At 42.8% G+C, this 14,953-nt stretch carries 13 protein-coding genes and 3 tRNA genes; 2 read left to right on the top strand and 14 right to left on the bottom strand.

The annotated features are described in order from the left end of the window. Positions 1–144 precede the first annotated feature (144 nt). From DCC85_RS07630 to licT, 3 genes are all read right to left on the bottom strand, one after another. Positions 145–1,554 carry a glycoside hydrolase family 1 protein gene (locus DCC85_RS07630; RefSeq protein ID WP_108465039.1) on the bottom strand — a complete coding sequence of 470 codons (1,410 nt, stop codon included), beginning with the start codon at positions 1,552–1,554 and terminating at the stop codon, positions 145–147. Between the two features lie 34 nt (positions 1,555–1,588). Next, positions 1,589–3,472: a beta-glucoside-specific PTS transporter subunit IIABC gene (locus DCC85_RS07625; RefSeq protein WP_108465038.1), complete on the bottom strand. Its 1,884-nt coding sequence runs from the start codon at positions 3,470–3,472 to the stop codon at positions 1,589–1,591. A 189-nt stretch (positions 3,473–3,661) separates the two neighbouring features. Then, entirely contained in the window at positions 3,662–4,510 is an 849-nt protein-coding gene (licT, locus tag DCC85_RS07620; protein WP_108465037.1) for a BglG family transcription antiterminator LicT, read from the bottom strand. 656 nt (positions 4,511–5,166) lie between these two features. Between licT and DCC85_RS23650 the strand changes: the two genes are divergently transcribed. Further along, a complete protein-coding gene (locus tag DCC85_RS23650; RefSeq protein WP_325048408.1) occupies positions 5,167–5,319 on the top strand; it encodes a putative holin-like toxin in 153 nt (50 codons plus the stop codon). Positions 5,320–5,605: 286 nt separating this feature from the next. Here DCC85_RS23650 and DCC85_RS07615 read toward each other — a convergent pair. From DCC85_RS07615 to nrdR, 9 genes are all read right to left on the bottom strand, one after another. After that, positions 5,606–5,678 (bottom strand) — tRNA-Lys (locus tag DCC85_RS07615). Between the two features lie 13 nt (positions 5,679–5,691). After that, positions 5,692–5,767 (bottom strand) — tRNA-Ala (locus DCC85_RS07610). A 77-nt stretch (positions 5,768–5,844) separates the two neighbouring features. Then, entirely contained in the window at positions 5,845–6,378 is a 534-nt protein-coding gene (locus tag DCC85_RS07605) for a DUF6097 family protein (protein WP_108465036.1), read from the bottom strand. Between the two features lie 78 nt (positions 6,379–6,456). Beyond that, positions 6,457–7,470 carry an L-rhamnose/proton symporter RhaT gene (locus tag DCC85_RS07600; RefSeq protein ID WP_108465035.1) on the bottom strand — a complete coding sequence of 338 codons (1,014 nt, stop codon included), beginning with the start codon at positions 7,468–7,470 and terminating at the stop codon, positions 6,457–6,459. A gap of 456 nt (positions 7,471–7,926) precedes the next feature. Further along, entirely contained in the window at positions 7,927–9,687 is a 1,761-nt protein-coding gene (locus DCC85_RS07595) for an ABC transporter ATP-binding protein (protein ID WP_108465034.1), read from the bottom strand. Continuing rightward, on the bottom strand, positions 9,671–11,428 hold the full coding sequence (locus DCC85_RS07590) for an ABC transporter ATP-binding protein (protein WP_108465033.1): 1,758 nt from the start codon (positions 11,426–11,428) through the stop codon (positions 9,671–9,673). Before DCC85_RS07590 ends, DCC85_RS07595 begins: the two co-directional genes overlap by 17 nt. 587 nt (positions 11,429–12,015) lie before the next feature. Further along, a tRNA-Leu gene (locus DCC85_RS07585) sits at positions 12,016–12,099 on the bottom strand. A 210-nt stretch (positions 12,100–12,309) separates the two neighbouring features. After that, positions 12,310–12,540: a WGxxGxxG family protein gene (locus DCC85_RS07580; protein WP_108465032.1), complete on the bottom strand. Its 231-nt coding sequence runs from the start codon at positions 12,538–12,540 to the stop codon at positions 12,310–12,312. A 328-nt stretch (positions 12,541–12,868) separates the two neighbouring features. Beyond that, complete coding sequence (gene nrdR, locus DCC85_RS07575) at positions 12,869–13,339, bottom strand: transcriptional regulator NrdR (protein ID WP_108465031.1); 471 nt, start codon at positions 13,337–13,339, stop codon at positions 12,869–12,871. A 136-nt stretch (positions 13,340–13,475) separates the two neighbouring features. Between nrdR and DCC85_RS07570 the strand changes: the two genes are divergently transcribed. Then, positions 13,476–13,700: an alpha/beta-type small acid-soluble spore protein gene (locus DCC85_RS07570; RefSeq protein WP_108465030.1), complete on the top strand. Its 225-nt coding sequence runs from the start codon at positions 13,476–13,478 to the stop codon at positions 13,698–13,700. A gap of 86 nt (positions 13,701–13,786) precedes the next feature. On the opposite strand, the gene DCC85_RS07565 is transcribed toward DCC85_RS07570, so the two are convergent. Both DCC85_RS07565 and coaE read right to left on the bottom strand, forming a co-directional pair. Further along, positions 13,787–14,350, bottom strand: a complete 564-nt coding sequence (locus DCC85_RS07565) for a lytic transglycosylase domain-containing protein (RefSeq protein WP_108465029.1) — start codon at positions 14,348–14,350, stop codon at positions 13,787–13,789. Beyond that, positions 14,347–14,943: a dephospho-CoA kinase gene (gene coaE / locus DCC85_RS07560; RefSeq protein ID WP_108465028.1), complete on the bottom strand. Its 597-nt coding sequence runs from the start codon at positions 14,941–14,943 to the stop codon at positions 14,347–14,349. The genes DCC85_RS07565 and coaE overlap by 4 nt, the downstream gene beginning before the upstream one ends. Between the last annotated feature and the right edge of the window lie 10 nt (positions 14,944–14,953).

Genomic DNA, 14,953 nt, shown 5'->3' with positions numbered 1-14,953 from the left:
AGTTGTATCTGCATTTTATTTGATTCTTGTGGCCGATACAAGCTGCTGGCTTGCGGCTATTACTAGAGAATGTAAGCCACTTCTTCATAGCAGCCTTCCAGCAGCAAAAAACCACGCTATGCATCAGCGTGGTTTTAGCTCTACTTAACGGACTTCTCCGTTGGTTTGAATCAATTTTTGATACCAGTAAAAACTTTGCTTCCGGATTCTGCGCAGCCCTTTGAGATCAAACTCTTCACGGTCCACATAGATAAATCCGTAGCGTTTGCTTGACCCCTGATGTGTACTTACAAGATCAATGGCCGACCAAGGACAGAAGCCAAACACATCTACACCATCTGTAATAGCCAGTTGAATTTGCTCAATATGCTTTCTGAAAAAATCAATCCGATAAGGATCCCGGACAACATCGTTATCCTCCAGCTTATCAAAAGCGCCCAGTCCATTCTCAGTAACAATGAGCGGCAGCCGGTAACGGGAATAAATTTGCCGAAGGGTAGTTCTAAAGCCCACGGGATCAATTTCCCAGCCAAACTCTGTTTTCTGCAAATTAGGATTTACAGAACCTCTGTAAGCCCCAGGTTCACCCACAATTTCATGCTGATCGCCTGTGTGTGAGAAGTCATTTCCATCGTTCTTACTTTCACCCACCGTCTGAGAGGTATAGTAATTAAAGGCTATAAAGTCGGGGTTCCCTTGTTTCAGAATCTCCATATCCCCATCTTCAATGACCGGTTCATATCCTTTCTCAAGCAAATAGCTCCAGGCAATATGATTGTAAGTCCCAAATACCGCCATATCGAGATACAGCCAGTTGCGGATAGCCGCATAGTTGTCAGCCGCGAGCACGTCCTCCGGACTTGAGCTTGCCGGATAAATGACCCCGATGTTCGGAGCAGGTCCGATCTTGGCGTCAGGCAGCAATTGATGACAGAGAATCATCGCTTTGGCTTGAGCCACCAGCATATGGTGGTTTTGCTGATACAGCTCCTTTTGCGGGTTCTCCAGCTCCTCATTCAGCGTTCCAATCGAGCCCGGATGGAGAATCAACATGTTTTGTTCATTGATCGTCAGCCAATATTTAACACGGTCTCCAAAGTGTTCGAATAACGTTTTGGCATATTGCTCAAATGCAGTAACCGTCTCACGGTTTGACCATCCACCCTTCACTTCCAGAGCATAAGGCAGATCAAAATGATACATGGTCACAATCGGTTCAATCCCGTATTTGAGCAGCTCATCAATGAGAGAACTGTAGAATTCAATCCCCTTCTTATTCAGCTCTCCTGCACCTTCTGGATAAATCCGGGACCAGGAAATAGAGAAGCGATAGGCTTTGAATCCTATTTCCGCCATTAGCGCCACGTCTTCTTTATACTTGTGATAATGATCGCTCGCAACTTTGAAATCCGTTACGCCTTCCACGTGATTCGCCAAATCAATGACAGAGGGTCCTTTTCCGTCCTCGTTCCACGCTCCTTCAAACTGGTAAGCTGAGGTGGAGCCTCCCCATAAGAAATTTTCTGGAAATGGTTTTAAATGTTGATGCAGCATGCTTGATTCCTCCTGTTTGTTCAGATGTAAATTGTTAAATCAGAGTGAGCAGAACATCTCCCAGCTGAGCGGACTTCTTATCGGTTTCAAAAATCTCAACCTCTTGCGGGGTTAGGGTGACAATCACAGGTGTTATCGTCTGGTATCCCGCTGCCTGGATCTGCTCTATATCAAACTCGATTAATAAATCCCCTTGCTTCACCACGTCGCCCTCTTTAATTACAGGATTGAAGTGTTCTCCCTTCAAGGCTACCGTATTCACGCCGACATGGATCAAGATTTCTGTTCCTGCAGCCGATGTCAGCCCGATGGCATGACCTGTTGGGAACAATGAAGAAACTACACCGGCAATCGGTGCAACGACCACGCCCTCCCCAGGCATAATCGCCAGGCCTTTTCCCATAGCCCCGGTAGAGAAGGCCTCATCCGGAACTGCACTAAGCGGAAGCACTCTGCCCGTTAGGGGACTATAAATTTGCTCTTTCTTGATCTCCATAGCAGATCCACCAGCTACGGCTGGTTGTACCGTTTGCGGCTCAGCTTCTGTAACCTCCGCTGATTCTACGACCTTTCCCTTCCCTTTGCTTTCATAACCAAAGATCCAGGTAAGGATGAACCCGACCCCAAGGGAGAGGATCATAGAGATTACAAAAATTCCTGTCGGCTTCTCAACCGGAATCGAGAAGATGTTATGGAACACGTAAGCTGTATATTTCACACCAAAGTGGCCGTTAATCGCTCCGCCAATAGCACCGGCAATAATTACGATCGGGATAACTCTCTTGTAACGAAGAATCAGTCCGTACACAATCGGCTCGGTTACGCCCGCCAGGAGGCCGGTAATCCCTGAAGATCCAGCTATAGATCTTAAAGACTTGTCCTTCTTAGCTTTGAAGAAGATGCCGAGCGCCACACCAATTTGAGCAAAAACAGCAGCTGCGGCCATGGCTTCAATCGGATCACCGCCGTTATTTATATTTTGCAGCGTAATCGGTGTAAAGCCCCAGTGAAGTCCCAGCACAACCATGAAGGTCATGCCGCCACCAAGCACAATACCTGAGAGGATTCCACTAAAATCAATCAGCCAAGTCACTCCCGAGGCGATCCAATCCCCGACTGTTGTTCCGAAGGGGCCAAATGCCATGGCAGATAACGGAACCATAATCATCAGGGAGATCATAGGCACTAGGAAAATTTGCAGGTCCTTCAATATGATCTTCTTCAGGAGTTTATCGAGCAGGGCATAGATACTGATCGCTATAAAGATCGGGAATACACTGGACGAATAATTCATGAGAACAACTGGAATTCCGAGAAACGAGCTTTCCGTTCCTTTATCCAGCAGGCCTGTGAAATTAGGCTCCATCAAGGCGGCTCCAATTGCCCCTGCCACGTATGGATTGGTTTTGAGCTTCAAGCCCAGCGTAATTCCAAGGAATATGGGCAAGAAATAGAATACGGCATTGCCGGCAGCGGATAGAATCATGTAAGTGTCGCTTGTGTCAGACAACCAGCCGACTAAAGTCAATACCGTGAGAAGTGCCTTCAGCATGCCCGATCCGGCCATAGCCGGGATCAGCGGGGAGAAGCTTCCCGAGATTACTTCAAACACTTTCGAAACGGCTGAGACCTTTTGGCCGTTTTCCCCGCTTTCAGATGCAGTTTTATTCAAGAAGGTTGTGTTTTTTACAATTTCCGAATATACGTTAGCGACATGGCTGCCTACAACTACCTGGAACTGACCTCCGCTTTCCACAACAGTTATGACGCCTTCGTGTTTCTCCAATGTTTCTCTTTCCGCTTTTTTGGAATCCTTCAGACTAAATCGAAGTCTTGTCGCGCAATGGACAAGATCATTTATATTCTCTTCTCCACCAACTAGACGAACAATGTCGCCAGCCAACTTCTTGTTGTCCATATAAATTCTCCTTTGACCGCATTTTGGGCATAAAAAAATACCTAAACGAAAGGCCCGCGAGTAATCACGAAAGTGATCATATGCCAGTCGTTTAGGTATCGCCTGCTTTACCAGTAACAATCCTTAAGTTTAGGTTGTACAAACACTATAAATCAAACCGTAAACGTTTGCAATACATTTTTTTCATTTTTATACACCAGACCGAGATGTTACTCGCTCTATATGTATCGTTAGATATACTTTTTCATCAATAGACATAGCGCTTTCATAGTTGGTTTCCAAATAACGGTTAATCAAATTCATGCACTCAAAGGCTTTAGCATACTTGACTTTGATTTGATCATAGAGAAAGTTGTCACCTGCGGCAGAACGTTCCTGTTCGCCACTCAACATTCTTTGCACGAAATATTGGATATGGGTAATAAAGCGGGAATAATTAAACGAATTCTCATCCAGTTCCAAATTATAAAATTCTGTAACAATGCCGAATATCTCACCAATGATCTCCGTGATCTGAACCGTCCTCTGCATGCCTTGACCGTCCTGTCTGGCATTCACAAAGTGCATCGCAATAAAGCTTGCCTCATCCTCATCCATTTCTAGTTCAAAATGCTTCTTGATTAATTGAAGCGCATTCATTCCGATCAAAAACTCTTTGGGATAGAACTTCTTAATCTGCCAAAATAACGCATTTTTCAGGTTTATTGAATTTTTATAGCGGGATATTGCAAAATGTATATGGTCGATCAGGGTAATATAAATATTGTCATTGAATATGCTGCCCATTTCAGATTTTGCATAGCTTACAATATCATCGGCTAGTGAGAAGTATTCGGCGGATGTTTCGCCAATCAGATCTATTAATTTTTGCGGAACTTTATCAGGCTTAAGCATAAATGTTTTTTCGATCTTTTCCTCATCTACCGTTTGCCCCGGCTTCTTCTTAAAGCCCAGACCGTTACCGATCACCACAAACTCATGGCCGACCTGGTCTTCAGCACGAATTACATTGTTATTAAAAATTTGCCGGATAATCATGTTGCAACCGCTCTCCTCTTCAGCTAGAATCCATAAAGCACATAGCTGCTAATTCGCTTTGCTCAAATTTTATAAACTAAGATAGCACATTCCTTGCAGCCGGCACAATAGATAAAATTTTATGCATGTCCTTTTTTGGATGCGTATAAAAAGAAAAAAACGCCTGCCGTAGATGTCTGGCGCGCGCTATTGTAATCTATGTTATGTCCGGTTTGTACGCAGCACAAACCGCTGATGCAGATAGTTTAATTCCCCTACTATGTAGATTGAACTAAAGTTTTACATTGAATTTTCTGTTATCACGGCCTAATACGATCCTATAACGTTCATTTCTTTATTTCATTCTATATAGTTCGTCCTGAAGTAAAGCAAATTTTTTTGTATAATGGACGCGGAGCAATTCCCTTCGCATCTCCCTCACAAAAGGTTGTAACAGAGATTTCCATATCCTGAGGAAACAGAGATAGCATCCTGGCGATCATAGCTGCAGCAATTCCACATCTTCTATGGTCGGGATGGACCGCCATTCAAGAAAGACATCTGGAATGATAACCAAGTAAATAGCCCTCCTTCATTTTGCTTAAGTCCCTCCAACCACGATATGTGATTAACTCGCCCATAAATAGGAACATTTGTTCGCATAATTGTACAGGATTATGTTATACTTAAAGAGCAATAAAGGCTTGCAAGGGTGGTCGGCTTATCTCCCGAAGGGAGGTGATGCCATGGAGGTTTATCAAGCGCTTTCATTAATGTTCACATTCGGGATGTTCATTATCGCGCTGCTGAATTTCCTCAACAAGAAATAGACCGCCCTCGCTATAGGTAGCGGTCTATTTCTGACTGTAATACCTCGTGCCGCCGCCCTTAAAAGCGGCTATTGCAAGTGGAGTCGTGTTGCCGCACGGCTCCTTGTTCATTGTAGGTCTTTTCTCCCCCTACTATACCACGATTAACCTAAAATAAAAAGGCATTCCTGCACGATCCCGCTCTAGCCAACTCTCTTGCCTATGATCTTATTTGGACACAACATATAAATATCACTAGAGAGAATAAAAAAAGAATAACGGCACTTCTGCCGTTATCCTTAAGTGATGGATTGTCAGGGACTCGAACCCTGGACCGCCTGATTAAGAGTCAGATGCTCTACCAACTGAGCTAACAATCCAAATATGAGATTATGGTGGAGCCTAGGGGGATCGAACCCCTGACCTCATCGCTGCCAGCGATGCGCTCTCCCAGCTGAGCTAAGGCCCCGAAGCCGACTTCTTTATTGTATAGAATAATAGAAGCTATGTCAATAGCTTAAGCACAAAAAAATATAAAAAAGATTATTAATGATTTCCCCAAATTTCCTCAGCGATGCTTCTTGTGCTGTTGGCTGGCAGATCGAGAGAGCTTTCAACCTTTTGCAATATAGCCCTCCAAGAGCTGTTTACGGCCGTTGACATCAATTTATTAGCATAATGAATACGCACAAATTGCAGCACGATCACAAGCAAGAACAAAGCAGTCAAGCCTATGATGACAGGCAGAAAATGCTCGAATAAATAATCCATCAGCTTATCTGCAATCTTCCACTCTGGCATTGTATACTCTATACCAAAGATGATCGCTGCTGCCCCTAAAATGCTAACCGCTAAGACTAACATCCATGCATTTAACCTACGATACCTGGCAAGCGTCCTTTGAAAGTAATTCACACCAGCGTAGTTCTCCAGCAAAATAAACTGGGCATAGAAGTCGTCCTCAAGCTTCTGTACAGGCAGCTGATACTCTTCAATTAACGTGTGTGCGCTGTTTAGTTGTGTCTGGATGAATAGATTATTTTGCATAGAACGACTTAATAAGGAAAAAAAGTTCATCATTTTTCCTCTCCTCATTAAAAAATAGCAGCTTTCCTGACTCAACGGTAAAGCAGGAAAGCTGTGGGTAAGCATAACAAATCAAGCCATCTGATTAGCTAGGCCTACAACAACCCATGATACGATTAAGATCACATTCCCGAAGAGCAGCCACCTTTTGGGCTTCACAAAGCCTTTCCACTCTCCGTCACGCAGACCCCATCCATTGCTAATAATAAGAGCCAGGCCATTAAAGGCCAGCCAGCCCACTACTGAGCCTAGAGAGCCTAACATTACCGTTGCCTTAGCATAAAGTCCAAGTGCAAGGAACCAGATAACCGCTGTAATTAGCGCCTTGCTGTAAGCCCTGCTTGCTCCTTTTGCTGCATAATCATGGTATGTTTTGTTTCTAAATAATAAATATACGGCGTAGGCAAAATTCGCAATAAATCCTCCGGACAGGGTGATCACCCAAGGAATCAGGCTGGCGGATATTTCCGAAACGCCATTAGCCGAAGCGATGTCCAAAGTTTGGTTTGCATAAACAAAACCGATGTTCATTGCAGCCGATCCTAGCCCAGCGAGCGAAGCGAGCAGCAGACCTTTAGGAAGCTTAGAAGCTGTACTTCGTGTTGTGGATGAATCCGAAGATTGCGGCTTCTCTTTATTCAGTCCGGCTTTAGTAATGACGCCGACTCCAACCAGCATGATTACCGTTCCTATAAGAAGTACAGCAAAGGAACGCGCTGGCGGTACGTTGCCAAAGATAAACAGCGGAATGAGTGAACCGAGGGACGCAGAGATGCCCATATTAACACCATAAGTAAGTGAAACCCCAATTGTATCAATAGCCTTACCGAAGAGAACCGAGCTGACTCCCCATAAGAGGCCGCAAAAAGAAGCCAGACCCAGCACCTTCAGTGGTGTCTGATGAATATAAGTCATAAATTGCGGCACTTCAATCCATGTCCACAGCAGCGGAATCAACAAGATCCCCACGATTGAAAATACGGCCCAAAATGCCTCCCAAGAGAAAGGCTGGTATTTCTTCATCCCAAGACCAAAGCTGCCTTGACACATGCAAGCAAGCACCAACACCAAAAAGCCATAAAGCACCCTTCAACTCTTCCCTTCTAGAGGCCCCATATTTTTCAATTCAATCAATCTGTTCTTCATTATATCTAATTCACAGTTTGAATTGAAATACAAATCTCTCAGAAAAGAAAAAAGGTCCTGCTGGTGGATTTCGACCCACAGGGCAGTGACCTGGTGCTTTGGAATTGAACAGCCCTACAAATCGAACGGCAGCATGTTCAATTTCATGAATGCCATCAAGGCAGATGACTCTCTCGCCTGCGAATGCAAGTAATATCGGTGACCAACTTCTTTCTCGACGCATCTGCAGTATACTGACGGTTAAGGACGTTATCGAATATAACTGAAGGATTACGACCAGCAAAGGATTACATCGCTAATTGCATCTCTAACCTACTTCATAATTTCAGAATGAGGTGTCGAATATCGAATATGTTCTCTTTACTTCTACATCCTTGACTCAAATAATTATGAGGTCTATTCATATATGTCTGTTTTGGAAATGAAAGCTTTATATGACGAGTTGTTTAAAATAAGCTCCTCATGGCAACCGACTGCGGCTAAGTTCCCACCTTTTAAATACAGTACTTTGTCTGCGTTCGTAATGGGGGTCATCCGATGGCTAACCATTAAAATACTGTTCTGATGCTCATGAGCTTTTTTCTTTAATGTGCTTATAATTAAAGCTTCTGATTCACTGTCCAAAGCTGATGTTGCTTCATCCAGTAAAATGAAAGGCGCATTTTTGACAAATGCTCTTGCTAAGGCAAGTTTTTGTTTTTGTCCTCCGGATAAATTAGCTCCGTTTTCCTCAATAACCGTTTTAAGCCCATCCGGCAAAGAACAGATAAATTCATAAAAATCAGCCTCTTTAGCTGCTTGTAAAATTTCCGAAAGGGAGGCTTGCTCATTTCCCATTCTGATGTTCTCCTCAATAGTCCCAGAACATATAAATGGGGTCTGGGGAACATAAGCTATTAACTCTCTCAACCGCAGTAAAGAGATTTGTTTCTCTCCAATATTGATTTGAATTTTTCCATGATTCAATTCCCTGAAGCAGAGAATAACATCCAATATCGTGCTTTTCCCGCTTCCGCTTTCACCTACCAGACAAGCGAATTCTCCTTTACGAAGGGTAAATGACAATTCATCGAAACAGAGCGAATCCAACTCATTACTGGAGTCATATCCAAAAGACCCTCTTTCAATAACAAGAAGCGGATTCTCCTGGAATTGAGAAACTTCATTTAACTTTAACCTCATATCTTCTTGTTTATATTGAAAAATCTCCAAAAACCTTTTGGCTCCTGACAAAGAATCCTGAAGTTGGTTTATGCCTCTTCCAATACCAGAAAACCCAGAAGACACGCCATGCTCCAACTGGTTAACAGCAATTAGTGTGGGTAATTGAGCCATCTTCAGAAAAACCAGCAATACACCTATCATATATATAATGAATGTACTTAATGAAGCCAGTAAAAAGTTACATCCTTCAAGGAGTGCTTTTCTACGAACTAAATGAGTTGAGTCCACATTGTACACCATATTCTCACTAGCCAAATTGTCTCTAAATAGGTCTCTTAATTGGAACAGTTTTACTGTTTCCATGCCATAAATCCCTTCCACAACGGTTTGCGTCATCACCGCTTTGCTTTGTTGAACTTTTTGACTCAGAACTTGGATTTTATTCCCCCATTTGGAATTAAAAAAAGTCGACGCCGTACCCAAAGCTACAATAGCGATTGCATATCTCCAGTCAAGGATAAATAAGCTAACAACAGAACCAGCTCCATAGAAAATAATAGATACAATTGTTCCAATATGGGTTAAATAAATTTCTTCCATCTGTTGCAAATCATGCAACATCCGGGATACAAGTTCTCCTTTATTCAGCTTGTCAAAGCACGGTATTGGAAGTTTCAGTATATGTTCATATGCATCATTTCTACTGTCTTCTATCGTTTTCTTAACATAATAAATTTCGGAATATCGGAACAAAGGATAAAAAATGCAGGTGACCACTAAACTTATCAGGAATAATAGAGTCGCGCGAAGCAATACCTCCCCATCCTGACCGATCACAGCACTGAACAAATTCATATAGACAAAAGCTAAAATCACATTTAAGCCTACACCCAATGCGTTTTCAAAAAGCAAATAAAACAAATATGGCACAAAATTACGCTTCATTCTTCGTTTCATTTCCAGTAATACTTGTAGATTAGATGAAAGTTGCATTACGCTTCACCTCCTCTTTTTTTTCATGAGTCAGACTATGTAAATCCTTCTGCTGTAACTCTTTATAACTTTCCAAGGGGTGAAGGTTCCCATGCTCTAGATACAAAATCATATCAGCAGCTAGGAGCGTAGAAACTTGGTGAGATATAAGAATAATTATTTTTTCACGCTTAAGACTTTCAAGAGCCTCTATGATTTTCTGCTCAGTCACTGTATCCAGTGCCGAAGTAGGTTCATCTAGAATAAGAATCTTTGCCTTTTTCAAAAATGCACGAGCGATCGCAACACGCTGCCTCTGCCCTCCCGAAAGAGTTTGATTACTAACCATTGTTTCATACTGGTTGGGCAGTTTAACTGCGAATTGATCTACTTGTGCTATTTTGGCTGCATGCAACACTTCTTCCCTAGATGCATCCAACTGTCCATAGCGGATATTTTCGTAGAGAGATGTTGTAAATATAAAACTTTCCTGAGAAACATAAGAGATGTTTTGCATCAACATATTCTGAGGAATACTACGGTTATCCTGTCCAAATATTTCAATCGTTCCTTCCGGAAATTGATAAAAGCCACAAATCAGTTTTACAAGTGTGGTTTTACCACTTCCACTTTTACCTGTAAGAGCTATGAGCTGAGGCCTATCAATTGATAATGACACATCCTTCAAAATGGTTTGACCTTCTAAATTGAAGGAAAGCCCTTTTATTTCCATAGAAATCAATGAATCTTGTTGAGCAGTTTCATCTGTTACGGCGATAAACTGTTGACCCGCTGGTGGAATAAGCTCAAAAACACGTGCCAGAATCCCTTCACATTTCTTTAAATGCGCAACTATATCTGGCATCGTGGAAATGGGTCTAACTATCAAATTCATTAGACTGACCATAGCGAGAAGTTCCCCTATATCAAGCTGGTGTTGAAGAGTTAAATATCCTCCGTACAAAACACAGGCCGCATATGGAAAAGCATTTAAAAATATATTGACTGGAATTAGTAGTGAAAGTCTTTTCTCCAACTTTAATTCTTCCACTTTTACGCAACGGGTTTCCTCAGCAAATGACCTCACTAACAAGGGATTCAAGAGATATGATTTTATCGTTTTTATTCCATTGTAGCTTTCGATAAGACTTGATGTAAGAACTGCATTTTTGTCAGCCAAACTTTGCGAAATTTCCGAAATGGACCTCATCGTAATCCGAGTGAGCCATACGGATAAAGGAAGAATGGTAAGAGAAACCAAAAGCAATTTCCAGTTCATGATACCTATAAATATGACCGCACCAAGAAAACGGAAGCCTTGATATGTAAATTCATGAAAATCAGTCTGTAAAAACCGCTCTACAGTATGAATGTTCTGGGTCAGGGTAGTAACGACATCTCCAGCACGTTTGTCTTTTGCTTTGTCCAGCCCTTTACCTAACACAGTTTCATAAACGTCTGATCTCATAGTCTGACAGATTTTCAGTCCAAACTTATTCTTGCATTGCTGATTTTTGTATCGTGATATAAAACCCATGCAGCTGATTAACAAATAAAAGATGGAATAAAATAGAATTCGGGAAAAGGTACTACCTTTGTCCCCAGCAGCAGCATCGCCACTAACCGTATGAATAAGCTTTATTAGAATATAGGGAACTGTCAGTTCAAGGATTCCTATGCAAATATTCAAACATAATATTAACGAATAAAGTCTTTTATATGGCTTGCAATAAATGAACAATTGCTTCAGATTCGAATTCACTACACATCACCACCGGAAATAACTGTAATATATTTCTTTATATTACTTCTAGTATCTCTTGCATTCAATGTAATTTGTTTAAATCTGTAAAATTGGATAATGTGTATAATTAGATAGAATTTACATAACTTGTTTAAAATCAAGAAAAGTTATAACAGTGCCGTTAATCAGTAACACTTAAGTAGAAGGGGGTACCGCTCCTATCATTCAGCCAGATACAGCCGTCAGCAAAACTCGAGGACCACTTAAAAACAATATGATCCGCAGCGGAAACAGACATAGTTCCCATCGAAAAGAAACCGGACGCGAATCCTAAACGCCCGGTTTCTTCCCAGCCTGTACTATTCCATTATGTACATCTCAGAGAAGACGACTTCACCGTGTTCGACAACGAGTCCTAAGCCGAGTATAGCGTCCGGGCGCTATGCTCGTGTCCTTATCAGTCAACCTGACTTGTATTGCTCACATAATCAACTAATAAGTAATACATGTGGCCTCTTTATGACTCACCTTGCAAATTTCCAAGTATAAAAAAAGCTCTTGGATTTCTATGTAAGAAAATCCAAGAGCTCATTTGTTTTAATCGATGCGGTCGAGAGGACTCGAACCTCCACGGGGGTTAGCCCACACGGACCTGAACCGTGCGCGTCTGCCAATTCCGCCACGACCGCAAGTAAGTTATCTTCTTCAATCTTCTGAAAAAGACTTATTTACCGTAATTAAGATTATATCCCGATTCGATAAATAAAGCAAGCATTTTTTATAAAAAAATATAAAAAGACTGCCTGAGCCAACTGACCTTGACTCTAAGCAGTCCTCGTGCAAAAGGCTCCTTTCATTTCAAGCCTCTCTATAGCTACAGTGCTGGGTTCAAATTCCTCTTAAGAACGCTCGCGGTCTTTACTGCGAAGACCAGCAAGGCCAATCAATCCAAGCAGACCCAGCCAGCCCCAATCAAAATCATTGTCGTCATTAACTGCATTGGTGGTATAGTTGCCTGTTCGATTGTCTCCGCGTTGATCTGCAACCTTACTGCTCTCCGCAGATACTGGCATAAGCAGGAGTGCGGAAACGAGGCCTGCAGACAATAAACTTGCCACGTATTTTTTCATGATGACTTCCTCCCTTCCTCTCTATTTCTGTAGCTAGGTATACTTTCCCCAGGCCTGCCATCATTTATGCAGACAATTAAAAAAGACGCTCATTCCATGAGCGTCTGCTGATATTATTAATATGTAGTTAAAGGTATTACTCGTGGCTGATTGGGGTTCCGGAGGCCCCACCCAACGGAACCCTTCAGCCTATATCAATAAGAGGGATATCTACAATATAACGGCCGCACCTTAAAGCTACCTTATTTGAACCTGAAAATTAGCTTAAAGTTGCAAAAAAACGCCCTATAATTTGTTGTCAACCCTTAATGCCGCTGGAGACTGTTGACTAATCCAGAGAATCCGTATCCTTGGATAGGAGCCCTTTCAGTTCCTTCATAAACATATTGATATCTTTGAATTGACGATATACCGATGCAAACCTGACGTAGGCTACTTCATCTACAGGGTACAGCTGCTCCATGACAAGCTCGCCGATTTGACGGCTCTCCACCTCAGCTATGGCCGTATGGCGAAGCGAACGCTCTACAGCGGAGACGATTGTCTCCAGCTGTTCTACAGATACTGGCCGCTTCTCACAAGCTCGAATTAATCCCCTGAGCATTTTTTCCCGGCTGAACTCTTCACGGCTTCCGTCCTTTTTTACAACAATGAGTGGGGTTTCCTCTACCATCTCGAAGGTGGTGAACCGCCGGTTGCACTTCTCACATTCTCTTCTGCGGCGAATTGAACGGTTGTCATTGGCTGGTCTTGAGTCAAGCACTTTCGTCCCTAAATAATCACAGTACGGACACTTCAACAGCAGGCACTTCCTTTCTTCAAAATGGATAGCTAATGGTATGGGTAACAATACCATTTAAAAATTCTATAATTCATGATTAGATTCGAGAATACGGCACATAATACAGTTACCAACCGCAAGGAGGTGAACAGCAATGGCCCAAAACTCAAATGGTAATTCCAACAATCTGGTGGTAAGACAAGCTTCCGGAGCCCTGGAACAATTGAAGTACGAGGTTGCTCAAGAACTTGGCATTAACTTCCCTCAAGATGGATACGCAGGCGACCTGACCTCTTATGAGAACGGTTCGATCGGGGGTACCATCACAAAACGTTTGGTCACACTGGCTGAGCAAACACTGGCAGGTCAATTTAAATAAGGTTGGAATTAAAGCACTAGTTCCTACCCAGTACCAAGCCGAGGCAGAGACTTTCAGCGTCTCCCTCGGTTTTTTTGCTATATAGATTAGAATGCCTTGTATATCTGTGTGTATTGTTTGTAATAATGAGCGACTCGCTGTACGTAGTGTCTTGTCTCCCCAAAAGGAATATTCTTGGAGGTCTCAAGGCTTCCATCCCATCTTCCGTTCTTCAGCCAGCTTTTTACGTTAGCCGGACCTGCATTATAGGCCGCGATCACCGCAAACATATTCCCGTCAAACTGCTCAGAGAGATAATTGAGATACCATGTACCGATTTCAATATTCATATTGGGCTCATGGCTGATCGACTCAAAGGTTATCCCCTTAAGCTTCTTCTTATCCATCACCCATTTAGCTGTGTCAGGCATAATCTGCATCAAGCCCAAGGCGCCTTTCCTTGATTCTTTATCGGGCTTATATTTAGATTCCACCTGAATGATGGCCGCCACAACAAAAGGATCAATATGGTTCTTTCCAGCATGGTATCGAATTTCTTCTTTATAATAAATAGGATAGAACAGGGTTAACCATTGGGTATTAAGAAATACGAGCAGAGTAAACCCAAGGAAGAGCACCAGCAGAACGCGTTTCTTGCGAAGCCACTTCATGAGCAGACCCTGCTCTGCCAATAAGCTCTTACCTGTGCCTCAGTATCTTCTAATCCTCTGCTGTTGTCAATGATGATATCCGCTCTCTCCCGCTTCATTTCTATATCCATTTGGGCAGCAAGCCTCGCTTCAGCCTGCAATAAATCCAACCGATCACGCTCCATCAATCTGCGTAATTGGAGTTCTCTTGGCACATATACAACCATAACTTGCTCATACATAGACTCCTGGCCCGACTCATACAGCAAAGGAACGTCTGCAACTACCAAGCCATGCATGTCTTCCGCTTCATAAGCTTCCATACGCTTCTTAATTTCTCTCCGGATTGCCGGATGCGTAATAGCATCAAGTGCTTTACGTTCCTCCGGGTAGGTAAATACATGCTCCCCAAGCTTCTTACGGTTCAGAGAACCGTCAGGCAGCAGCATAGCTTGGCCAAACCGTTCAGCGACCGCAGCAAGCACCGAATGTCCGGGCTGCATCACTTCTCTTGCGATAAGGTCGGCATCAATCAGCTTTGCTCCAAGCCTGACAAGCATTCGGGATACAGTGCTCTTTCCTGTAGCTATTCCGCCCGTAAGCCCGATATTCATAGGGTCACCT

The organism is Paenibacillus sp. CAA11, assembly GCF_003060825.1.
Classification (GTDB): domain Bacteria; phylum Bacillota; class Bacilli; order Paenibacillales; family Paenibacillaceae; genus Fontibacillus.
The sequence above is the reverse complement of the archived record's forward strand: the minus strand, read 5'-3'. Positions and strand labels throughout refer to the sequence as shown.

Coding starts and splice junctions, on each gene's coding strand:
- DCC85_RS23650 (WP_325048408.1), top strand. CDS start 5,167: ATGTTATACTTAAAGAGCAATAAAGGCTTGCAAGGGTGGTCGGCTTAT.
- DCC85_RS07565 (WP_108465029.1), bottom strand. CDS start 14,350: ATGAAGTGGCTTCGCAAGAAACGCGTTCTGCTGGTGCTCTTCCTTGGG.
- coaE (WP_108465028.1), bottom strand. CDS start 14,943: ATGAATATCGGGCTTACGGGCGGAATAGCTACAGGAAAGAGCACTGTA.
- DCC85_RS07580 (WP_108465032.1), bottom strand. CDS start 12,540: ATGAAAAAATACGTGGCAAGTTTATTGTCTGCAGGCCTCGTTTCCGCA.
- DCC85_RS07605 (WP_108465036.1), bottom strand. CDS start 6,378: ATGATGAACTTTTTTTCCTTATTAAGTCGTTCTATGCAAAATAATCTA.
- DCC85_RS07595 (WP_108465034.1), bottom strand. CDS start 9,687: ATGCAACTTTCATCTAATCTACAAGTATTACTGGAAATGAAACGAAGA.
- DCC85_RS07570 (WP_108465030.1), top strand. CDS start 13,476: ATGGCCCAAAACTCAAATGGTAATTCCAACAATCTGGTGGTAAGACAA.
- licT (WP_108465037.1), bottom strand. CDS start 4,510: ATGATTATCCGGCAAATTTTTAATAACAATGTAATTCGTGCTGAAGAC.
- DCC85_RS07625 (WP_108465038.1), bottom strand. CDS start 3,472: ATGGACAACAAGAAGTTGGCTGGCGACATTGTTCGTCTAGTTGGTGGA.
- DCC85_RS07630 (WP_108465039.1), bottom strand. CDS start 1,554: ATGCTGCATCAACATTTAAAACCATTTCCAGAAAATTTCTTATGGGGA.